Raw genomic sequence first — 17,901 nt, forward strand, 5'->3', positions numbered from 1 at the left:
CGCGGGGAACTCGACAAAATACTCGAGCGTGCTGCGATCGAACAAGGTTCTTTGCCGCAGCGGATGGCTGCTGCGCAGACCTCGGCACCGCTTGGTCCCGATCGTGCCGGTCAACGGCGCCAGCCCGATTTCGCGGACAGCGATTTCGGTCATCACGGGCATGATGCACGCTATGTTGACCCGAGACGCAAACGCAAATCCATGTGGTCAGAGCTGTTCGATTTTGATTGACCCGCGCTCCTTCCAGCGGTCATTTGCGGGGGCGTGAGCCTCCGTTTTTTCATCGATTTCTGGCCTTGGCGACAACTTTCATGGACCTGCTCACCACCTCCTTTCTCGGCCATGCCGTCTGGCTGTGGCTGGCCTTCGGCGGCATTGTCATCAGCCTGCTGGCTTTCGACCTGGGTGTGTTGCACCGCGACGGCGGCGACATCAGCGTGACCGAGAGCCTGTGGCTGTCTGCCGGCTACATCGCCGTGGCCGTGGCGTTCGGCGCCTGGCTGTGGTGGCTCGAAGGCGCGCAGGCCGGAATGGATTATTTCACCGCCTACGCGGTGGAAAAGAGCCTGTCGCTCGACAACGTGTTCGTCATCTCGCTGGTGTTCGCCGCCTTCGCCATTCCTCGCGGCTTGCAGCACCGGGTGTTGCTCTGGGGCATTCTGGGCGTGCTCGTGTTGCGCGCCATTCTCATTGGCGCGGGCGCGGCGTTGGTGACGCAGTTCCACTGGGTGCTCTACCTGTTTGCCGCCTTCCTGGTCTACACTGGGCTGCGCATGCTCTGGGTGGCCGATCACGTCCCTGACCCCATGCGCAACCCCCTGTTGGCGCTGATGCGGCGCTGGCTGCCGATCGCTCCGACGCTGCACGGCGAGCGATTCTGGGTGCGGCTGCCCGATGCGGCGGGACGGCTCAAGCCGCACGCCACACCGCTTTTGCTCGCGCTGGTGACGGTGGAACTGGCCGATCTGGTGTTTGCAGTGGACAGCGTGCCGGCGGTGTTCGCCGTCACCACCGACCCGTTCGTGGTCTATACGAGCAATATCTTTGCCATCCTTGGCCTGCGCGCGCTGTATTTCGCGCTAGCCGCCATCCTGCACCGCTTTGCTTACCTTAAATACGCGCTGGCGTTGGTGCTGGTTTTCATCGGCGGCAAGATCGTCGCCGGTGAGTTGTGGGGCAAGGTGCCTTCGGCGCTGAGCCTGGCGGTGACATTCGGTTTGCTCGCTGCGGGCGCGCTGTTTTCGCTTTGGAAAACGCGCAGCGGCGGGCCGGTCAAGAGTGCGCAGACGCCTGCGCGATGAGTGCGAGTAGCGCCGCGCCGTAGCTGTCGCGCTTCTTGTCGCCCACTCCCGAGATGCCACGCAGTTGCTCCAGGCTGCGCGGGCGGGCCAGGGCGATGGCCTGCAGCGCGGTGTCGGGAAACACCACGTAGGCGGGAACGCCATGTTCCTTGGCCACACCGCTGCGCCAGGCGCGCAGGGCCTCGAACAGGGCGAAGTCTTCGGCGGAAAGGGCCTGCCCCACCGTGCCCGTGGCCGGGGCGGGCCGGCGCTTGCGCTCGGCTCCGGGCTCCTGACGTTTGAGGTGGATGCGCCGCGCGCCGCGCAGCACATCGCGGCTGGCGTCGGTCAGGCGGAGCACGTTGAAATGCGCGGCGTCCACCTCCAGAAGATGCTGGGCGGCGAGCTGGCGCAGCAACTGGCGCCAGTCCTGCTCGCTCAGATCCGCGCCGATGCCGAAGGTGGACAGGACCTGGTGGTTGAAACGCTCCACCTTCTCGCTGCGCTTGCCGCGCAGCACGTCGATGATGTGCGTGGCGGCGAAGCTGGTGCCGCTGGTCTGGCGGCAGCGGTAGATGCACGACAGCAGCTTCTGTGCGGATTCGGTGGCGTCGACCAGTTCGGGCGGGTTGAGGCAGTTGTCGCAATTGCCGCATGGGCCACTGCCTTCGTCGAAATAGGCCAGCAGGCGCACGCGGCGGCAGTCCGCGGCTTCGGCCAGGGCGAGCATGGCGTCGAGTTTGCTGGTGGACAGGCGCTTGTAGGCGTCGTCCGCGTCCGAGAGTTCGATCAGGCGGCGCTGCTGCACCACGTCGGACAGGCCATAGGCCATCCACGCCTGCGCCGGCAGGCCGTCGCGCCCGGCGCGGCCGGTTTCCTGGAAATAGCCTTCGATGGACTTGGGCATGTCCAGATGGGCGACGAAGCGCACGTCGGGCTTGTCGATGCCCATGCCGAAGGCGATCGTGGCCACCATCACGATGCCGTCTTCGTCGAGGAAGCGGCGCAGGTGCGCGCTGCGCGTCGCGGCCGGCAGCCCGGCGTGATAGGGCAGGGCCTTGATGCCGTGGCCGGCCAGCATGGCCGCCACTTCCTCCACCGTGTTGCGCGACAGGCAATAGACCACGCCGCAGTCGCCCGCGTGCTCGCCGCGGATGAACTGCAGCAGTTGCGCGCGGCCGTCGCGCTTTTCCACCACGCGGTAGCGGATGTTGGGGCGGTCGAAGCTGGCGACAAAGGCGCGGCCGTCCCGCAGCAGCTTGTCGGCGATTTCCTGTCGCGTGGGCACGTCGGCGGTTGCCGTGAGCGCCACGCGCGGCACCTGCGGCCAGCGCTCGCGCAGTATCGCCAGCTGGCCGTATTCGGGGCGAAAGTCGTGTCCCCATTGCGACACGCAATGCGCCTCGTCGATGGCGAACAGGGCGATGCGGCAGCCATCGAGCAGTGACAAGCCGGATTCGCTCAGCAGCCGCTCCGGCGCCATGTAGAGCAAGTCCAGCTCGCCGCGCCGCGCCTGCTGCTGCACCTCGCGCGCGGTTTGCGCGTCGAGCGTGGAGTTGAGGAAGGCGGCGCGAATACCCAGTTCGCGCAGCGCGGCGACCTGGTCCTGCATCAGCGCGATCAGCGGCGAGACGACGACGCCCAAGCCCTCGCGCAGCAGCGCCGGAATCTGGAAGCACAGCGACTTGCCGCCGCCCGTGGGCATGAGCACCAGTGCATCGTGGCCGCCGAGCACATGGTCGATGACCTCGCGCTGCTGGCCGCGAAACGCCGGGTAGCCCCAGATGTGCTGCAGCAAGGATCCGGGGCTGGATGGCGAGTCGTGGCGTGCGTTCATGCCGCAAGCCTAGCAAGGGCCAGGCTTCGGCTCGGCCGGTGCGGGGTTTGTGCGCTGCGCTGAATGCGCGCAACGGAGCGGCGCATGTTGTATCTCGCTTCGCGTCTTACGTTTGCTCACGGGCAAAAGCGGCCAATTGGAATACAAATGTCAGACATCAATGAAGTTCGCGACGACTGCGAGCCATCCCCTCAAGAAAACGCGGGGTCGTTCCCCAGATTTCTTGACCCCCTCGGGGGGGGGTGGGGCGTCGGAAAGCCACGCCCTTGGGGGCGCACTCAAACGGAGATCACCATGGCCAGTGTTCCACTCGGCGCGGCAACCCCGCCCAAGACCCAACACAGCAAGATTCACAAGGAGGCGGGCATCTGGAGCCTGCTGTTCGCCAGTCTGACCGCCATCATCGGCTCGGGCTGGTTGTTCGCGCCGATGACGGCCGCACAGCAGGCGGGGCCATCGAGCATCTTGTCCTGGGCCATCGGTGGCGTTGCCATTTTGTTGCTCGCCTTCGTCAACGCCGAACTCACCAGCGCCTTTCCGGGCATGGGCGCGGTCATCACCTTCCCCAAGCTCAGCCACGGCAGCCTCACGGCGGCGGTGATGAGTTGGGTGGTGTTTCTCGGCTACGTGACCGTGGCGCCGGCCGAGGTGCTGGCGGTGGTGACTTACGCCAACAACTACCTGCCCGGTTTCGTCGACGCCAAGACCCAGTTGCTCACCCCCGAGGGCATGGCCGCCAGCGTCGTGCTGCTGGGCGTGTTCGTGCTGATCAACGCCATGGGTGTGCGCATGCTGCTGCGGGTGGGCAACACCATGATGATCTGGAAGCTGATCGTCCCCATTCTCGCCATCATCATGCTGATGGTGTCGTCGTTCCACAGCGGCAACTTCACCTCGCAGGGCTTTGCGCCCATGGGCGTGCAGGGCACGATCTCGACCATCGCCACCTCCGGCATCGTCTTCAGCTACCTCGGCTTTCGCCAGGCCATCGAGCTGTCGGGCGAGGCGAAAAACCCACAGCGCGACGTGCCCATCGCCATCGTCGGCTCGGTGCTCATCGCCGGGATCATTTTTGTTCTGCTGGAAGTGGCTTTCATCGGCGCCCTGAACCCCACCGACATTGCCAACGGCTGGGCCAAGGTGACCTTCACCGGCGCTTCCGGTCCCTTCGCGGGTCTGGCCACCATTCTCGGCTTGAGCTGGCTGGCGGCGCTGCTGTATATCGACGCGGTGGTGTCCCCTGCAGGCACCGGCCTGGTTTACGGCGGCACCACGGCGCGCGTGGTCTACGCCACCGGCAAGGACGGCCTGTCGCTGCCCTGGTTCGCCAAGCTCAATTCCAAAGGCGCGCCATCGGTGGGTTTGTGGATCACCTGGATCGTCGGCCTGTTGTTCTTCCTGCCGTTCCCATCCTGGCAAAAAATCGTCACCTTCATTTCATCGGCCGCGGTGCTGGCCTATGGCGTGGGTCCGGTTTGCCTGCTGACACTGCGCCGCACTCTGCCGCTTGACGCGCATCCGCGCCCCTTCACCCTCAAGGGTGCCTGGCTGTGGGCGCCGCTGGCCTTCATTGCCGCCAACCTCATCATCTTCTGGTCCGGCGCGGGCACCGACAACTTCCTGTTCGGCGCCCTGGCGGTGATCTTCGTGCTCTATGTCATCGCCCAGGCGGTCGCGGGCCGTGCCGGCCAGTTGCACTGGAAAAGCGCGTGGTGGCTGTTCCCGTATTTTCTCGGCATGTGGGCCATCACCTATACGGGGCCGGCAAACCCCATTGGCGGCAATGGCACCTTCACCTTCAATGAAGGCATGGGCCTGGTGGTGATCCTGAGCTTCATCATCATCGGCGTGGCCGTGATCAGCGGCCTGCCCGAGCCGGAGGAGGCGCGTGCCGCACTGCTCGTCGGCGAGCCTGAATTGACGGGCAGCGACGTGCCGGGTTGATTCCACAAAACGCATCCGACGCCACGGATTGCATATCATCCTGAACTGGCCCGGATGCATGCGCATCCGGGCCTTTTGCATGTGGCTTGGGTTTCAAGCGCGGGCGCTTGGGACCAGTTTCTCCGCGTCGACGGCAACCTTGTGCTTCGACGCCACCACCACCTGCCGCTGCGCGCCCAGTCCCTGCACTTCGAGCGCGACCACATCGCCGGGCCGCAAATAGCGCGGTGGCTGTTTGCCCATGCCCACGCCGGGTGGGGTGCCGGTGGCGATGAGGTCGCCGGGGCGCAGGGTCATGAAGTGGCTGAGGTAGCTGACGATCTGGGCGACGGAAAAAATCATGTCGCGCGTATGGCCGCTCTGCATGCGCTCGCCGTTGACGTCCAGGTGCAGCGCCAGGGCTTGCGGCTCGGGCACTTCGTCGGCAGTGACGAACCAGGGGCCGACCGGGCCGAAGCTGTCCAGCCCCTTGGACTTGTCCCATTGGCTGCCGCGCTCGAACTGGAATTGACGCTCCGAGACATCGTGCACGGTGCAATAGCCGGCGACGAACCCCAGCGCCTCGGCCACGCCGACATAGCGGGCCTCGCGGCCGATGACCGCGCCGAGTTCGACCTCCCAGTCCATGCGCGTGGAATGCGGCGGATGTTCGATGGCATCGAACGGCCCGGTGATGCAGGTGGTCCATTTGTTGAACACGATGGGCTCGGTCGGAATGGCCTGCTTGGCTTCCGCCGCATGGTCGCGGTAGTTCAAACCGATGGCGATGAACTTGCCGATGCCCACGAACGGCACCCCCAGCCGGGGCTGGCCCGCCACGCGCGGCAAGGCATCGACATCGAGTTTGCGCAGGGCGCGCTGGCCCTTCGCGCCGTAGACCTCGGGGCCGATGTCGTTCACCACCCCGCGCAGGCTGCGCAGACGGCCTTGGGCGTCGATGAGGCCGGGTTGTTCACGTCCCGAAGGGCCATATCGCACGAGTTTCATGAGGGTTCCAGATCAAGGGCAAATTGGGGTTTGCACGCGGCTGCGTGCGCTGCGGGGCATGCACGGCGCGATCCGGCGCCGGGCCGCCGCCGTTCGATTCGCGCGGGTTCAGCGCCGTTGGTATTGTGCCGCGCCGAACAGGTTCTGGCGCGCCTGATCGTCGAGCAGTGGCTTGCGCTGCTCGGCCAACACGGCCACGCCTCGCTGCACCGCAGGCCGGGCGGCAATGGCGTCGAACCAGCGCTCGGCATGCGGGTAGTCGGCCCAGTCAACGCCCTGGTTATTGGCGCTGCGGCACCAGGGAAACGCGGCCATGTCGGCGATGGTGTAGTCGTCGCCCGCCAGATAGGCGCAGTTGGCCAGGCGCGCGTCCATCACGCCGTACAAGCGCTTCGCCTCATTGGTGTAGCGGCCGACGGCGTAGTCGATTTTCTCCGGGGCGTAAATGCGGAAATGATGCGCCTGGCCCAGCATGGGGCCGAGCCCGCCCATCTGCCACATCAGCCACTGCAAGGTGGTGTAGCGCGCGGCGCCGGATGCAGGCAGGAAGCGCCCGGTTTTTTCAGCGAGGTAGATGAGCATCGCGCCCGATTCGAACAAGGTGATGGGCTCGCCGCCGGGTCCGTCAGGGTCGACCAGGGCCGGAATCTTGTTGTTGGGGCTGATGCGCAGGAACTCGGGTTTGAACTGCCCGCCGGTGCCGATGTTGACACCGTGGACGCGGTAGGAAAGGCCGAGTTCTTCCAGCAGGATGTGCACTTTGTGGCCGTTGGGGGTGGGCCAGGAATAGAGGTCGATCATGGCGGGCCGTGGGTTGGCGTGTCAGCGGGCAGCAGCCCCATCGGCCGCTGATGACCTTATTGTTGCGCCGCATCGCGAATCTTGCAGGGACGGCTCGAGCGCCACGCTGTTTGACGCCACGCAGGCCCGCGCGTCGCGCCTGCCGGGAGCTATGGGCGCCCGGGTGTTGGCGCCAGGGCACGGTGGCGTAACCAGCGCCCGCGTTCGTCAGCCAGGACTTCGTGCAAGGGCCGGCTTTCAACAAGCGCCATGTGCTGCTCGACGCCACCCAGTTCCATGAGCGCGTGCTGGGCCAGCGGCCGGGCGAGTTGCAAGGCCATGTGCAGCGCCATGCCAGGCTCCGTGAGGCGGCAAGCCAAGCCAAGGGCGTGAGCGCGCTCGGCCGACAAGCCGCCATCCAGCAGGCACAACTCGGCCAGCGCGGCGCGAGGCAGGCGCTGCGCCGCCAGCCACAACGCCCCCGCATGCCTGCCGGCGATTTCGCCCGCCATCGGCAGCAGGAATTGGGCGGTGCGGGCGGCGACGATCAGATCGCAAGCCAACGCCAGCGCCAGGCCGGCGCCGCTGGCCTGGCCTTCCACGGCCGCGACGATGGGTTTGTCGCTGTCACGCAGGGCCAGCAGCCAGTCGTGCAGCGCGTCGATGAAGGCGGGTTCGTCCTGCGCCGCCTGCACCTCGTGCGTTGGCTCTTGCACGCCCAGGCAGAACTGCTGAGTGCTTCCGGTCAGCACGATGACGTGGATGTCCGGGTCGCGCAGGGTGGTGGACAGCGCCTCGATGCCGGCATGCGCCATCGCTGGCGTCATCGCCGCGCTGGCTGTGCCAAGCTGGAGATTGAGCACGCAGATGCGGCCATCGGTCGCGGCGGTGTCATCGTGAAATAGGGTCATGGTCGGCGCGTGTCGAGAGGTTTGGGTCGGCAGTTTCAAGGCTGAAGCGCCGCGATCAGGCTGCATGTGCAAAACCCCATGCAAAAAAACGCATTTTTGCAAAATCGTTCACGAAATTCCCAGGCTCATTGCGAATCAGCCCTTCTTGACGCGATATTGGCTGATAAATACGGCGTCACAGCCTGCACAGTTCGGCGCCCAAACCGGCGCCACAGACAACCTTTCTATCCGCTTTGTCGTTGTCCATGCACCATCGTCCGATCCATGTTTTGCGTGGACATGCCCATCCTTCCTGGCTGAAGCCGGCACTGCTGGCTTGCTGCTCGCGCCGTCTCTGGCGCAGGCCTTGTTGCTGAGCCGGCCCGTGGTTCACGCCATTCTCGGGCAACAGCTGCGCGTCGGCATCCCCGTGCAGGCCGACGCTGGCGAACAACTGGCCACCCGGTGCGTGCAGGTGCAGGCCGACACCGGCTCCGCCCACGCCCGGGCAACCGGTGCTGCCAGGCGACGCGGCTGTCACGGGTACGCCTGCCGCAGCAGACCGGCGGTGCGGCATCTTCGCCGCGATCAGCAACCCCGAGGCCTGCACAGCCGGCAACGACCGCGGCCAATGCGCAGTCAGTCCTCGCGGGCGGTTTTGGCGGACGACAAGACAAGACACTGGCCGCAATCAAGCTTCCGGCCCGCCAGAGCTTGCGCCGCTGGACTTCACCCTGGATGATCTGCCGGCGCCGAAAACCCCTGCGGTGGCGCAAGCGGATGTGCCGCCAAGGGAGGTGGCGCCGACAAGCCCGGCGCGCGCCGATGCGGCGCAGGCTGCAGGCCCTTCCAACACGCCAGGCGTTGAGGCGGATCAGCCGCCAGCTCCCAACCCCCGCAGCGACACCGAGGCCACTACAGCTTGGCCAGGCGCTCCAGCGCCGCGTCGAGCGTGGCCTCGCGTTTGGCGAAACAAAACCGCACGGTCTGCCGCTCCACCGGCTGTGGGTGGAAGGCCGACAGCGGAATGGCGGCGACGCCCACGTCACGCGTCAGCCATTCGCAAAATTCCACCTCGGGCTTATCGCTCAGTGCCGAATAGTCGGCGCATTGGAAATACGTGCCTTCGCAAGGCAACAGGCGCAATTTGGTGGCGGCAAGTCCCTGGCGAAAGCGGTCGCGCTTGGCCTGGTAGAACGCGGGCAGTTGCTGATGGGCTTCGGGCCGGGCGCGCAAGTGCTGGGCCAGCGCATGCTGCATGGGCGTGTTGACCGTGAACACATTGAACTGGTGCACCTTGCGGAACTCGCGCATCAGCTCGCGCGGCGCCGCCACCATGCCCACCTTCCAGCCGGTGACGTGGTAGGTCTTGCCGAAGCTCGACACCACGAAGCTGCGCGCAGCCAGCACCGGATCGGCGGCCACGCTCTGGTGCCGCTGGCCATCGAACACCATGTGCTCGTATACCTCGTCGGCAATCAACACGATGTCGGTTGGAGCCAGCAAGTCGCGCAGGCGATGCATGTCGCCCAGGGTCCAGACGCGGCCGCTGGGGTTATGCGGCGAGTTCACCAGCAGCGCCCGGGTGCGCGGCGTGATGGCGGCGGCAATGGCGTCGAAGTCGGGGCGGTACGCGGCATCCAGCGCCACGAAACGCGGCCCGCCGCCCGCCAGTTCGATGGCGGGCGCATAGCTGTCGTAAGCCGGGGTGAGCACGATGACCTCGTCACCCGGATGCACCACCGCCAGGATGGCCGTGAGCAGCGCCTGCGTGGCACCGGCGGTGATGGTGATCTCCTCCCCGGGGTCGTAGCTTGCGCCGTGCAAATCGGCCATTTTCGCCGCCAGCGCCTCGCGCAGCTGGGGTATGCCGGCCATGGGCGGATACTGGTTGTGGCCGGCGCGCATGGCCGCGTTCACGGCGTCGAGCAAAGCCGGGTCGGGGTCGAAGTCCGGGAAGCCTTGACCGAGGTTGATGGCCCCGTGCTGCTGCGCCAGTGCCGACATCACGGTGAAGATGGTGGTGCCCACGCTGGGCAGACGGCTGCGTAAAGCGGGGCTGCGACCGAACGTGGGCCTGGGCTGGAGAAGGGCGGACATGGCGGGCGGGTGTGAAAAGTTCAAATGGAAAAATTCTCGTCGCTCTGGCCGCGCAATACCTGCTCGACCAGTTTGCGCGACAAGCGCTGCGACAGCAGCTCGGTCAGCACATAGACAAAGCCGCGCTGGTAGACGCCGCGCTTGAAGGCCACGCGCGTGAGATTCTGGCCGAACAAATGCCCCACGGGACGGGAGCGCAGCAGGGTGTCGCGCTCGGGGCTGATGGCCATCTCGGCGATCAGCCCGACGCCGAGCTCCAGCTCGACATAGGTCTTGAGCACGTCGGAGTCGATGGCTTCCATCACGATCTGCGGTTGCAGGCCCTGCTGGGCGAAAGCCTGGTCGATGCGGCGGCGCCCGGTGAAGGCCGGGTCGTAGGTGACGAGGGGATGACGCGCCAACTCGGCCAGCGACAGCTCGGCCACATCGTTGAGCGGGTGGTTGAGCGGCGTCACCACCAGATGCTGCCATTCGTAGCAAGGCAGGGTGATGAGTTCGGGATGGTCGGCCAGGCTCTCGGTGGCCAGGCCGAGATCGGCACGCTCCTCCAGCACGGCGTGCGCAACCTGGTCGGGATTGCCCTGGATCAGGTGCACCTGCACGCGTGGAAAACGCCGACGGAATTCAGCGATGACCTGCGGCAGGCGATAACGCGCCTGCGTGTGGGTGGCGGCGATGGTGAGCTGGCCGCTGTCCTGCGCCGCGTAGTTCTGGCCGATGCGCTTGAGGTTGTTCACCTCGCGCAAAATCACCTCCACGCTGCGCAGCACCTCCTCGCCGGGCGCCGTGAGCTTGCGAATGCGCTTGCCGTGGCGGCTGAAGATTTCCACCCCCAGCTCGTCTTCCAGCTCGATGATGGCTTTGGACACGCCGGGCTGTGAGGTGAACAGCGCGCGCGCGGTCTCGCTCAGGTTGAAGTTGCGGCGTACGGCCTCTTGCAGGAAGCGGAACTGGTGCAGATTCATGGCGGCTTGGCCTGTGGCGCGCGGGTTGTGGAGCAGTGCGGGCGTGGTTCAGCGGTATTGAACCCGCCAGAGGAAATAGCCCAAGGCCGCGCTGCCGTAGAGCATGTAGGGCAGGGCGGCGGCCAGCCAGGTGGGCCAGCTGGCCAGCAGACCCAGGCGCGAGGTGAGCGTGTTCATCAGGATGAAGCTGATGCCCAGCATGATGCCGCCGAACACCTTCCAACTGATCTGCCCGGAGCGGGCATGAAGGTAAGCGAAGGGCAGCGCCAGCAACATCATCACCACCGCGCTGAAGGGATAGAGCAGCTTGCGCCACAGCGCGATTTCGTCGCGCTGCACCGCCTGACCATTGGCCTGGAGATGGTTGACGTAGCGCCACAAATCGACCACGGACATGTGGTCCGGGCTCAGCAGCAGAACATTCAGCACGCTGGGCGAGACCGAGGTCTGCCAGGGCAGATCGGCCAGCTGCTTGATCTGCATCATCTGCCCAGCCTGACCTGGCAGACGGATGGAGGTCACCTGACGCAACAACCAGGTGCCGCTGTTCTGGTAGACCGCGCTGGCGGCGTCGATGGTTTGCACCAGTTGCGTCGCGCCGTCGAGCACGTAGATGTGCACGTCATGGAGCTCGCCGCTGGCGGACACGCTGCGGATATTGATCATCTGGTCGTCCTGTCCGCTTTGGCGGTTGCGTAGCCATAAACCGGAACTCAGCGAGGTGCCGCCAAATTGCCCGCCTTCGGACTTGGCTTGCAGGGTTGCGGACGCGCGCTCGGCCAACGGCACGGCGAACTCTCCCAGGGAAAAAATCAACACCGAGAACAGCAGCCCCATGCCCAAGAGCTGCTGCAAAGCGCGCAGAGGACTCAAGCCCGACATGCGCATGACGGTGAATTCGCTCGAGGCTGCAAGGCTGGCCAGCACGTAGACCGTTCCGGTCAAGGCCGCGATCGGCAGGATTAGGTAAGCACGACTCGGCATTTGCAGCGACACCAGCAGCAAGGTATGCGCGAAGGACGTTGCGGAAGCGTTGCTGCTGCTGAGTTCGTTGATCGCGTCCAGGATAAACAGCAGGCCGAGAAACACCAGCAGCACGAGGCCGCTGGCGGCAGCAATTTGCAGGAACAGGTAGCGACGCAGCGTGCGCATGGGTTCAGGGTTTGAGCGAGATCATGACGCTCAGTGGGCCAGCGGCCCTTGCAGGCCACCGGCAACCAGGTTGCTGCCCCGGCTGCGCCGCCAGGGCAGCAAGCCCTTGCGCAATGCCAGCACGAACAGCAGCGCCGCCGCACTGCCGTGAATCAGCAGCAGCGCCGAGGCCAGGCTCAGTTTGCGCTGGTCGATCCAGCCCTGCGCAGCATTGAGAAAGTTGATATAGGCAAGATAGATCAGCACCGCGACGATGAGCTGTAGCGCACGCCCGGCACGCGGGTTGGTGGCGGCCAGCGGCACCGCCATGAGCACCAGCAGGATGGATGAGAGCGGTACGCCGATGCGCCACGACAACTCGCCCAACCAGGCAGGGAGATGGGACATGGCGAGCATGGGCGTGGAAATTTCACGGCTCGGCGTGTTCGCCAGACGCGCCGCTTCCGACAACCCTGCCGTTGGAGCGGGGGTGCTGAGCGCCGAGAGCCGGATGCCCATTTGCGCAAAACCGGTGACCTGGTAGTTGGCCTCGCCCGCCGTGTGGCTGTAGCGGTGGCCATTCGAGAGCATCAAGTAGCGCGAGCCGTCGAGGTTTTGCAGCGTGGCCGACTGGGCCAGGGTGATGACGTCTTGCCCGCTGCTCTGGTCACGGATGAAGATGTCGCGTGCCAACCCCTTGGCCTGGGCACCCTTGCCGATGAAAAAAACCCGCTGCCCGGAGGACGATTCCCGGAACTGGCCAGGCGCGACGCGCGACAGATCCGAGCGCTGCTCGAAGCGCTCGCGCAGGGCTGCGTTCTGTTGATTGGCCCAGGGCCAGGCCAGGAGCGTGAGCGCGGCAATGGCCAGCACCACGGGTGCGGCAAAACGCAGCACGATGCGGAAGTACTGCAGCGGCGTGACACCGGCTCCGGCCCAGATGACGATTTCCGAGTCGCGGTGCATGCGTGAGAAGCTCATCAGTACGGCGATGAACAGGGCCAGGCCGAGAATGAATTGCAGATAAGTGAGCGAGGCCAGGCCGATGAGCAGGAAAAGGTCCTGCGGATTGGCTTGCCCTTCCGAGGCCTGCCCCAGAATGCGGATGAGCATGATGGTGATCACCACCGAAAACAGCACGGTGAAACTGCCGCCAAAATTGCGGGCCATTTCACGGCGCAAGGAGGTGTCCAACAACATTGCAGAGGCGGCGACAGGCTTGGGAGCGTGGGTTGCGCGGCGGGAAATCGCGCGGGCGGCAGAGCGCGGGGGCGGGTCCGATGGAATAATGAAACATCGCCAGGAGCCCTCATGAAATTTAGCATAGCCCCCCTTAAATCATTGTCCAGCCTGCAGACGGACGCGCTCATCGTTTTTCTGCACCAGCCCGGCACGTCCTGCGGCCTCGTCGAGGCTGATGTTGTGGACCCGTTCGCCGCCGAAGCCGTCCAGGATGGCGACTTTTCCGGTGCCTTGGGCACGACCTATATCCGCAGCCGCCCCGCCGGCCTGGCCGCGCGCCGCCTCATTCTGGTGGGCCTGGGCGCCGCACCGGTATCCAGTGCCGGCTGGCTCAAGGCCTTGCAGGCCGCCGCCGCGGCCTTGAAGCCGCTGGCCGCCAGGCAAGTGCATCTGCTCGCCGCCGATGGCGAGTCCTTCCTGGCCGAGTTTGCCCCCCGTGCCTTTGGCGAAGCTGCTTACCGCTACACCGCCACGCGCAAGGTCGAGGCCGACAAGGCCTACAAAGTGGACGCAGTGCATGTGCTGTCGCGCCACCCGCGCCAGGCTGCATCCCTCAAGGCGCAGCTCGCGCGCGCCGAAGACATTCAGGCGGGGGTCGATCTCACGCGCAATCTGGCCAATCTGCCGGCCAACCACTGCACGCCGACGCACCTGGGCAGAGTGGCGCAGGACCTTGGCAAGCGGCACGGCATCAAGGTCGAGGTACTCGGCCGCGGCGAGATCGAGCGCCTGAACATGGGCTCTTTCCTGGCCGTGGCGCAGGGCTCCGAGCAAGCGCCGCGCTTCATCGTGCTGCGTTATGACGGCGCCGGCAAGAAAGATGCGCCGCATGTGCTGGTGGGCAAGGGCGTGACCTTCGACACGGGTGGCATTTCGATCAAACCCGCCGCCGAGATGGATGAGATGAAGTACGACATGTCGGGTGCCGCCTCGGTGCTGGGCGCGTTCGAGGCCATCGCCCGCATCAAGCCCCGGATCAATCTGGTGGGCCTGATTCCGGCGACCGAGAACATGCCCAGCGGGAGCGCCATCAAGCCGGGGGACGTGGTCACCAGCATGTCGGGCCAAACGATCGAGATCCTCAATACCGACGCCGAAGGCCGGCTCATCCTGTGCGATGCGCTGACTTACGCCGAGCGTTTCAAGCCGGCCAGCGTGGTCGACATCGCCACCCTCACCGGGGCCTGCATCATCGCATTGGGCCATGTCAACAGCGGCTTGTTCAGCCCGGACGACGCCCTGGCCGACGCCTTGCTGGAAGCCGGGCGGCAGGCGCAGGACAGTTGCTGGCGCATGCCGCTGTCGGACGACTACGCCGAAGGCCTCAAGACCCACTACGCCGATGTCGCCAACATCGCCGGCCGGGCCGCAGGCAGCGTCACCGCCGCGTGTTTTTTGCAGCGCTTCACCAAGGCCTATCGCTGGGCCCACCTGGACATTGCCGGCACCGCCTGGAAAAGCGGCGCCGCCAAGGGTGCGACCGGGCGCCCCGTGCCTTTGCTGGTGAACTACCTGTTGAATTGCGCCGGCAGCGCCTCGAAGGCCTGAGTGCATGAGCGCTGTCGAGTTCCGCGTTGGCGCAACAGATCCGCTGGCTTATGCCTGCGGCTTGTTGCGCACCGCAGCGGCCAAGGGCGCGACCCTGGTGGTTCGCGTCGCACCCGCATCCATGGCCGACCTCGATGCGCGGCTTTGGACGTTTTCGCAGCTCGATTTCCTGCCGCATTGCCGCGACACCGATGCGCTCGCCACACGGACTCCCATTGTGCTGACCGCTGCGCTCGGCCTGACAGCGTTCGGCGGGCGCGATTGCCTGGTCAATCTCGCCCCGGCCGCGATGACCGGCTGGGAGGCACTGCCGCGCGTCATCGAGATCGTCGGCATCTCAGCCGAGGCGAAACAGGCTGGGCGCCAGCGGTTTCGGGCCTACCGCCAAGCTGGGTGCGAACCCACCACACTGGAGATCACCTCATGATGCCGACCGCGGCCGACCGGCTGCCTGTTTTGACCGAGGTCATCGACGGTTGGCCTGATGATGTGGGGCCAGCCCCGCAGCCGTCCATGCCGCCTGCAGCTCCCACGGCACCTTCCATTTCACCGCTCGCCATCTCAGGCGAGGCCTCCTGGCAGCCAGCCCCTGCTTCGGCCCCTGCGGCCGCGCTCTTCGCGCAAGATGCAGGCTTGCGCGAGTTGCAAGGCCGTTTGTCGGCAGAGGCCGCTGCCGAGCTTGTTCAGGCGCAATTGGACGCGGCCCTGCCCCGGCTGCAAGAGTGGCTGCGGGTTGATCTGGCCCAGCGCCTGAATCGTGAGCTGGAACTCCAGATCCATGCCTTGCTCGATGTGAGGTTGAGTTCGCTGGCGCGGGAACTCGCCCTGGAGTTGCGCCCCTGGGTCGAAGACATCGCCCAGGACACCATGGCTCGAGTTCTGGCCGAAGGATTGGGCACCTGAGCGCGCCCCCAGGCCGCTTCGTGCGGCCGCCGCATCCCAATACAAATTTCGGGCGGCCGCACGTTTTCATGGGGGGGTAGACGCCTGGGTGAGCATGCTCACCCAGGTCGGTGATCAGGTCAATTTCAGGCGCCTTGCGTAAAAAGTTCGTGTTCAACGGCAAATGGTGTAACACGGCTTGACACCTTGCGGCGCAACAACCATTGCACGGGCCCCTGCAGCAGGCACGCCCCGAAACGCCGCCGGATGCCGCGTTCCAACGCTACGAGGGTGGCAGATGCCCAGGCTGGCACCAGTATTGGGGCGATGCGGCCCCGTTGTCCTGAATGCAACAAGGCTGAATCAGCGTCGAAAACCATGCTGTTCATTTCAGCATGTTTCAGCTAATGTATCGCTCCGTTGGGAATCACCTGACTGACAGCAACTTTTATATCCTTCTGGAGGCTCATTCATGAAACTGAAATATGCCCTTTTGGGCTTGTCCCTGGCTATTGGCACCGCTTATGCGGCCGATGATGTGACCGTGATCATTGGCAGTGCAGCGCCGATGTCCGGCCCGCAGGCCGCCTATGGGCAGGACAACACCAATGGTGTTCGCATGGCCATCAACGATCTGAACAAGAAAAACATCATGATCGGCGGCAAGAAGGTGATCTGGAAAATCGACGCGCAAGACGATCAGGCCGATCCGAAACAAGCCACCTCGGTGGCGCAAAAGTTTGTTGACGAGAAGGTCAATGGCGTCGTGGGCCACCTGAATTCCGGCTGCACCTACCCCGCCTCGCGCATCTACAACAATGCCGGCATCCCCAACATCACCCCGTCGTCGACCGATCCGAAGATTGCCGAGCAAGGCTTCAAGACCTTCTTCCGCATCATCGCCAATGACAACGCCCTGGGCGCTGGCCTGGCGAACTATGCCAAAAACCAGATGAAGGCCAAGACCGTTGCCGTGATCGACGACCGTACGGCTTATGGCCAGGGCGTGGCGGACGTGTTCGCCAAAACGGCGCAGAAAGATGGCATGAAAGTGCTGGATCGTGAATACACCAACGACAAGGCCACCGACTTCTCCGCCATTCTGACCAAGATCAAGGCGGCCAATCCCGACGTGATTTTCTATGGCGGCATGTACACCCAGGCTGGCCCGATGCTGCGCCAGATGGAACAACTGGGCATCAAGGCCAAGTTCATGGGTGGCGACGGCATCTGTGCGCCTGAGTTGGCCAAACTCGCCGGCAAAGCAGCCGACGTGACGGTTTGTGCCGAAGGCGGCTCACCGCTCTCGCAAATGCCAGGTGGCGATGCCTGGAAGAAGCGCTATGACGCCGAGTTCGGCGCCAGTGCCTTTCAGATCTACTCGCCGTATTCCTACGACGCCACCATGGTGCTAGCCACGGCCATGGAAAAGGCCAAGTCGGTCGAGCCAGCGAAGTACCTGCCGTTCATTCAGAAGATCGACTACAACGGCGTGACCAAGAAAGACATCCATTTCATGGCTGACGGTAATCTGGCTCAGCCCACCATCACCCTGTCGACTTTCGATAACGGGGTGAAGAAGGTTGTTGCTGTCGAATCCGTGAAGTGAAGTTCCTGCGGAATGCAGCCGGCCAGCCGGTCTGCATTCCGCGTGGCAGCGTCAGATTTGAAACGCCCTTGACGGGCGTTTTTTTGTTGGGACCAGCTTTGCCTGGGCCATCCCTGGGGTTCGACGAGATGAACAAGGCTTTCACCCGCGAGGACACATCGCCCGAGCAGGACGACGATGACGAGGTGCGCTTGCCCGACTTGCCGGCGGGGAGCAAAAATTACATCACCCCTGCCGGCTTCAGCCGGCTGCGCGAAGAGATCAAGGACTTGATCGAACGCGATCGACCCAAAGTCGTCGAGATCGTGTCCTGGGCAGCTTCCAACGGCGATCGCTCCGAGAATGGCGACTACATCTACGGGAAAAAACGGCTGCGTGAGATCGACCGGCGCATTCGCTTCTTGACCAAGCGTCTCGATTTGGCCGAAGTGGTGGACCCATCAGGCCAGCACGGCAACGACCAGATCTTTTTCGGTGCCACGGTGCGCTATGCGGAAAATCAGGGTGTCGAGCGTTCGGTCACCATCGTCGGTGCGGACGAAGTGGACCTGGAGCGTGGCCGCATCAGCTGGATCTCCCCAGTGGCGCGCGCCCTGCTCAAGTCGCGCGAGGGCGACGTCGTCAGCCTGCCCACACCCGGAGGTTTGCTGCAGCTTGAAATTCTCGAAGTGACTTACCCAGAACCAGGGGTTTGAGCACGCAGGCT

Annotated in this window: 16 protein-coding genes; 7 read left to right on the plus strand and 9 right to left on the minus strand. The window is 64.8% G+C overall.

Annotation, left to right across the window (positions count from 1 at the left end; translation table 11 throughout):
* The first annotated feature begins 311 nt into the window (after nucleotides 1-311).
* Nucleotides 312-1,301, plus strand: coding sequence for a TerC family protein (locus tag ACYCUK_RS16110; protein WP_461595708.1), 990 nt, complete (start codon nucleotides 312-314; stop codon nucleotides 1,299-1,301).
* On the opposite strand, the gene recQ is transcribed toward ACYCUK_RS16110, so the two are convergent.
* A complete protein-coding gene (gene recQ / locus ACYCUK_RS16115; protein WP_461595709.1) occupies nucleotides 1,273-3,117 on the minus strand; it encodes a DNA helicase RecQ in 1,845 nt (614 codons plus the stop codon). The genes ACYCUK_RS16110 and recQ overlap by 29 nt on opposite strands.
* A 294-nt stretch (nucleotides 3,118-3,411) precedes the next feature.
* Here recQ and ACYCUK_RS16120 point away from each other — a divergent pair, with 294 nt between their 5' ends.
* Entirely contained in the window at nucleotides 3,412-5,061 is a 1,650-nt protein-coding gene (locus ACYCUK_RS16120; protein ID WP_461595710.1) for an APC family permease, read from the plus strand.
* Between the two features lie 93 nt (nucleotides 5,062-5,154).
* Here the strand turns inward: ACYCUK_RS16120 and ACYCUK_RS16125 are convergent, their stop codons facing one another.
* The 8 genes from ACYCUK_RS16125 to lptF all read right to left on the minus strand — a co-directional run bounded on the left by ACYCUK_RS16125 (nucleotide 5,155) and on the right by lptF (nucleotide 13,096).
* On the minus strand, nucleotides 5,155-6,048 hold the full coding sequence (locus ACYCUK_RS16125) for a fumarylacetoacetate hydrolase family protein (RefSeq protein ID WP_461595711.1): 894 nt from the start codon (nucleotides 6,046-6,048) through the stop codon (nucleotides 5,155-5,157).
* Nucleotides 6,049-6,156: 108 nt separating this feature from the next.
* Nucleotides 6,157-6,849, minus strand: a complete 693-nt coding sequence (locus ACYCUK_RS16130) for a glutathione S-transferase N-terminal domain-containing protein (RefSeq protein WP_461595712.1) — start codon at nucleotides 6,847-6,849, stop codon at nucleotides 6,157-6,159.
* Between the two features lie 149 nt (nucleotides 6,850-6,998).
* Nucleotides 6,999-7,739, minus strand: coding sequence for an enoyl-CoA hydratase-related protein (locus ACYCUK_RS16135; protein WP_461595713.1), 741 nt, complete (start codon nucleotides 7,737-7,739; stop codon nucleotides 6,999-7,001).
* Between the two features lie 175 nt (nucleotides 7,740-7,914).
* Nucleotides 7,915-8,259 (minus strand): hypothetical protein, encoded by a 345-nt coding sequence (locus tag ACYCUK_RS16140; RefSeq protein ID WP_461595714.1) that lies wholly within the window; start codon nucleotides 8,257-8,259, stop codon nucleotides 7,915-7,917.
* A gap of 374 nt (nucleotides 8,260-8,633) precedes the next feature.
* A complete protein-coding gene (locus tag ACYCUK_RS16145) occupies nucleotides 8,634-9,818 on the minus strand; it encodes a pyridoxal phosphate-dependent aminotransferase (protein ID WP_461595715.1) in 1,185 nt (394 codons plus the stop codon).
* A 20-nt stretch (nucleotides 9,819-9,838) separates the two neighbouring features.
* Nucleotides 9,839-10,783, minus strand: coding sequence for a CysB family HTH-type transcriptional regulator (locus tag ACYCUK_RS16150; RefSeq protein WP_461595716.1), 945 nt, complete (start codon nucleotides 10,781-10,783; stop codon nucleotides 9,839-9,841).
* Nucleotides 10,784-10,831: 48 nt separating this feature from the next.
* Nucleotides 10,832-11,935, minus strand: coding sequence for an LPS export ABC transporter permease LptG (gene lptG / locus ACYCUK_RS16155; protein WP_461595717.1), 1,104 nt, complete (start codon nucleotides 11,933-11,935; stop codon nucleotides 10,832-10,834).
* 30 nt (nucleotides 11,936-11,965) lie between these two features.
* Nucleotides 11,966-13,096: an LPS export ABC transporter permease LptF gene (gene lptF / locus ACYCUK_RS16160; RefSeq protein ID WP_461595718.1), complete on the minus strand. Its 1,131-nt coding sequence runs from the start codon at nucleotides 13,094-13,096 to the stop codon at nucleotides 11,966-11,968.
* Between the two features lie 129 nt (nucleotides 13,097-13,225).
* Between lptF and ACYCUK_RS16165 the strand changes: the two genes are divergently transcribed.
* The 5 genes from ACYCUK_RS16165 (at nucleotide 13,226) to greB (ending at nucleotide 17,890) form a co-directional block, all read left to right on the plus strand.
* A complete protein-coding gene (locus ACYCUK_RS16165; protein ID WP_461595719.1) occupies nucleotides 13,226-14,704 on the plus strand; it encodes a leucyl aminopeptidase in 1,479 nt (492 codons plus the stop codon).
* A 4-nt stretch (nucleotides 14,705-14,708) separates the two neighbouring features.
* Nucleotides 14,709-15,131, plus strand: coding sequence for a DNA polymerase III subunit chi (locus tag ACYCUK_RS16170; RefSeq protein ID WP_461595720.1), 423 nt, complete (start codon nucleotides 14,709-14,711; stop codon nucleotides 15,129-15,131).
* Complete coding sequence (locus tag ACYCUK_RS16175) at nucleotides 15,128-15,607, plus strand: hypothetical protein (RefSeq protein ID WP_461595721.1); 480 nt, start codon at nucleotides 15,128-15,130, stop codon at nucleotides 15,605-15,607. The genes ACYCUK_RS16170 and ACYCUK_RS16175 overlap by 4 nt, the downstream gene beginning before the upstream one ends.
* Before the next feature lie 451 nt (nucleotides 15,608-16,058).
* Nucleotides 16,059-17,195, plus strand: coding sequence for a branched-chain amino acid ABC transporter substrate-binding protein (locus tag ACYCUK_RS16180; protein ID WP_461595722.1), 1,137 nt, complete (start codon nucleotides 16,059-16,061; stop codon nucleotides 17,193-17,195).
* 128 nt (nucleotides 17,196-17,323) lie between these two features.
* The gene (gene greB, locus ACYCUK_RS16185; RefSeq protein WP_461595732.1) at nucleotides 17,324-17,890 is read left to right on the plus strand and encodes a transcription elongation factor GreB; all 567 of its coding nucleotides are present in this window, start codon (nucleotides 17,324-17,326) and stop codon (nucleotides 17,888-17,890) included.
* Nucleotides 17,891-17,901: the final 11 nt, after the last annotated feature.

Source organism: Thiomonas sp., from assembly GCF_054608695.1.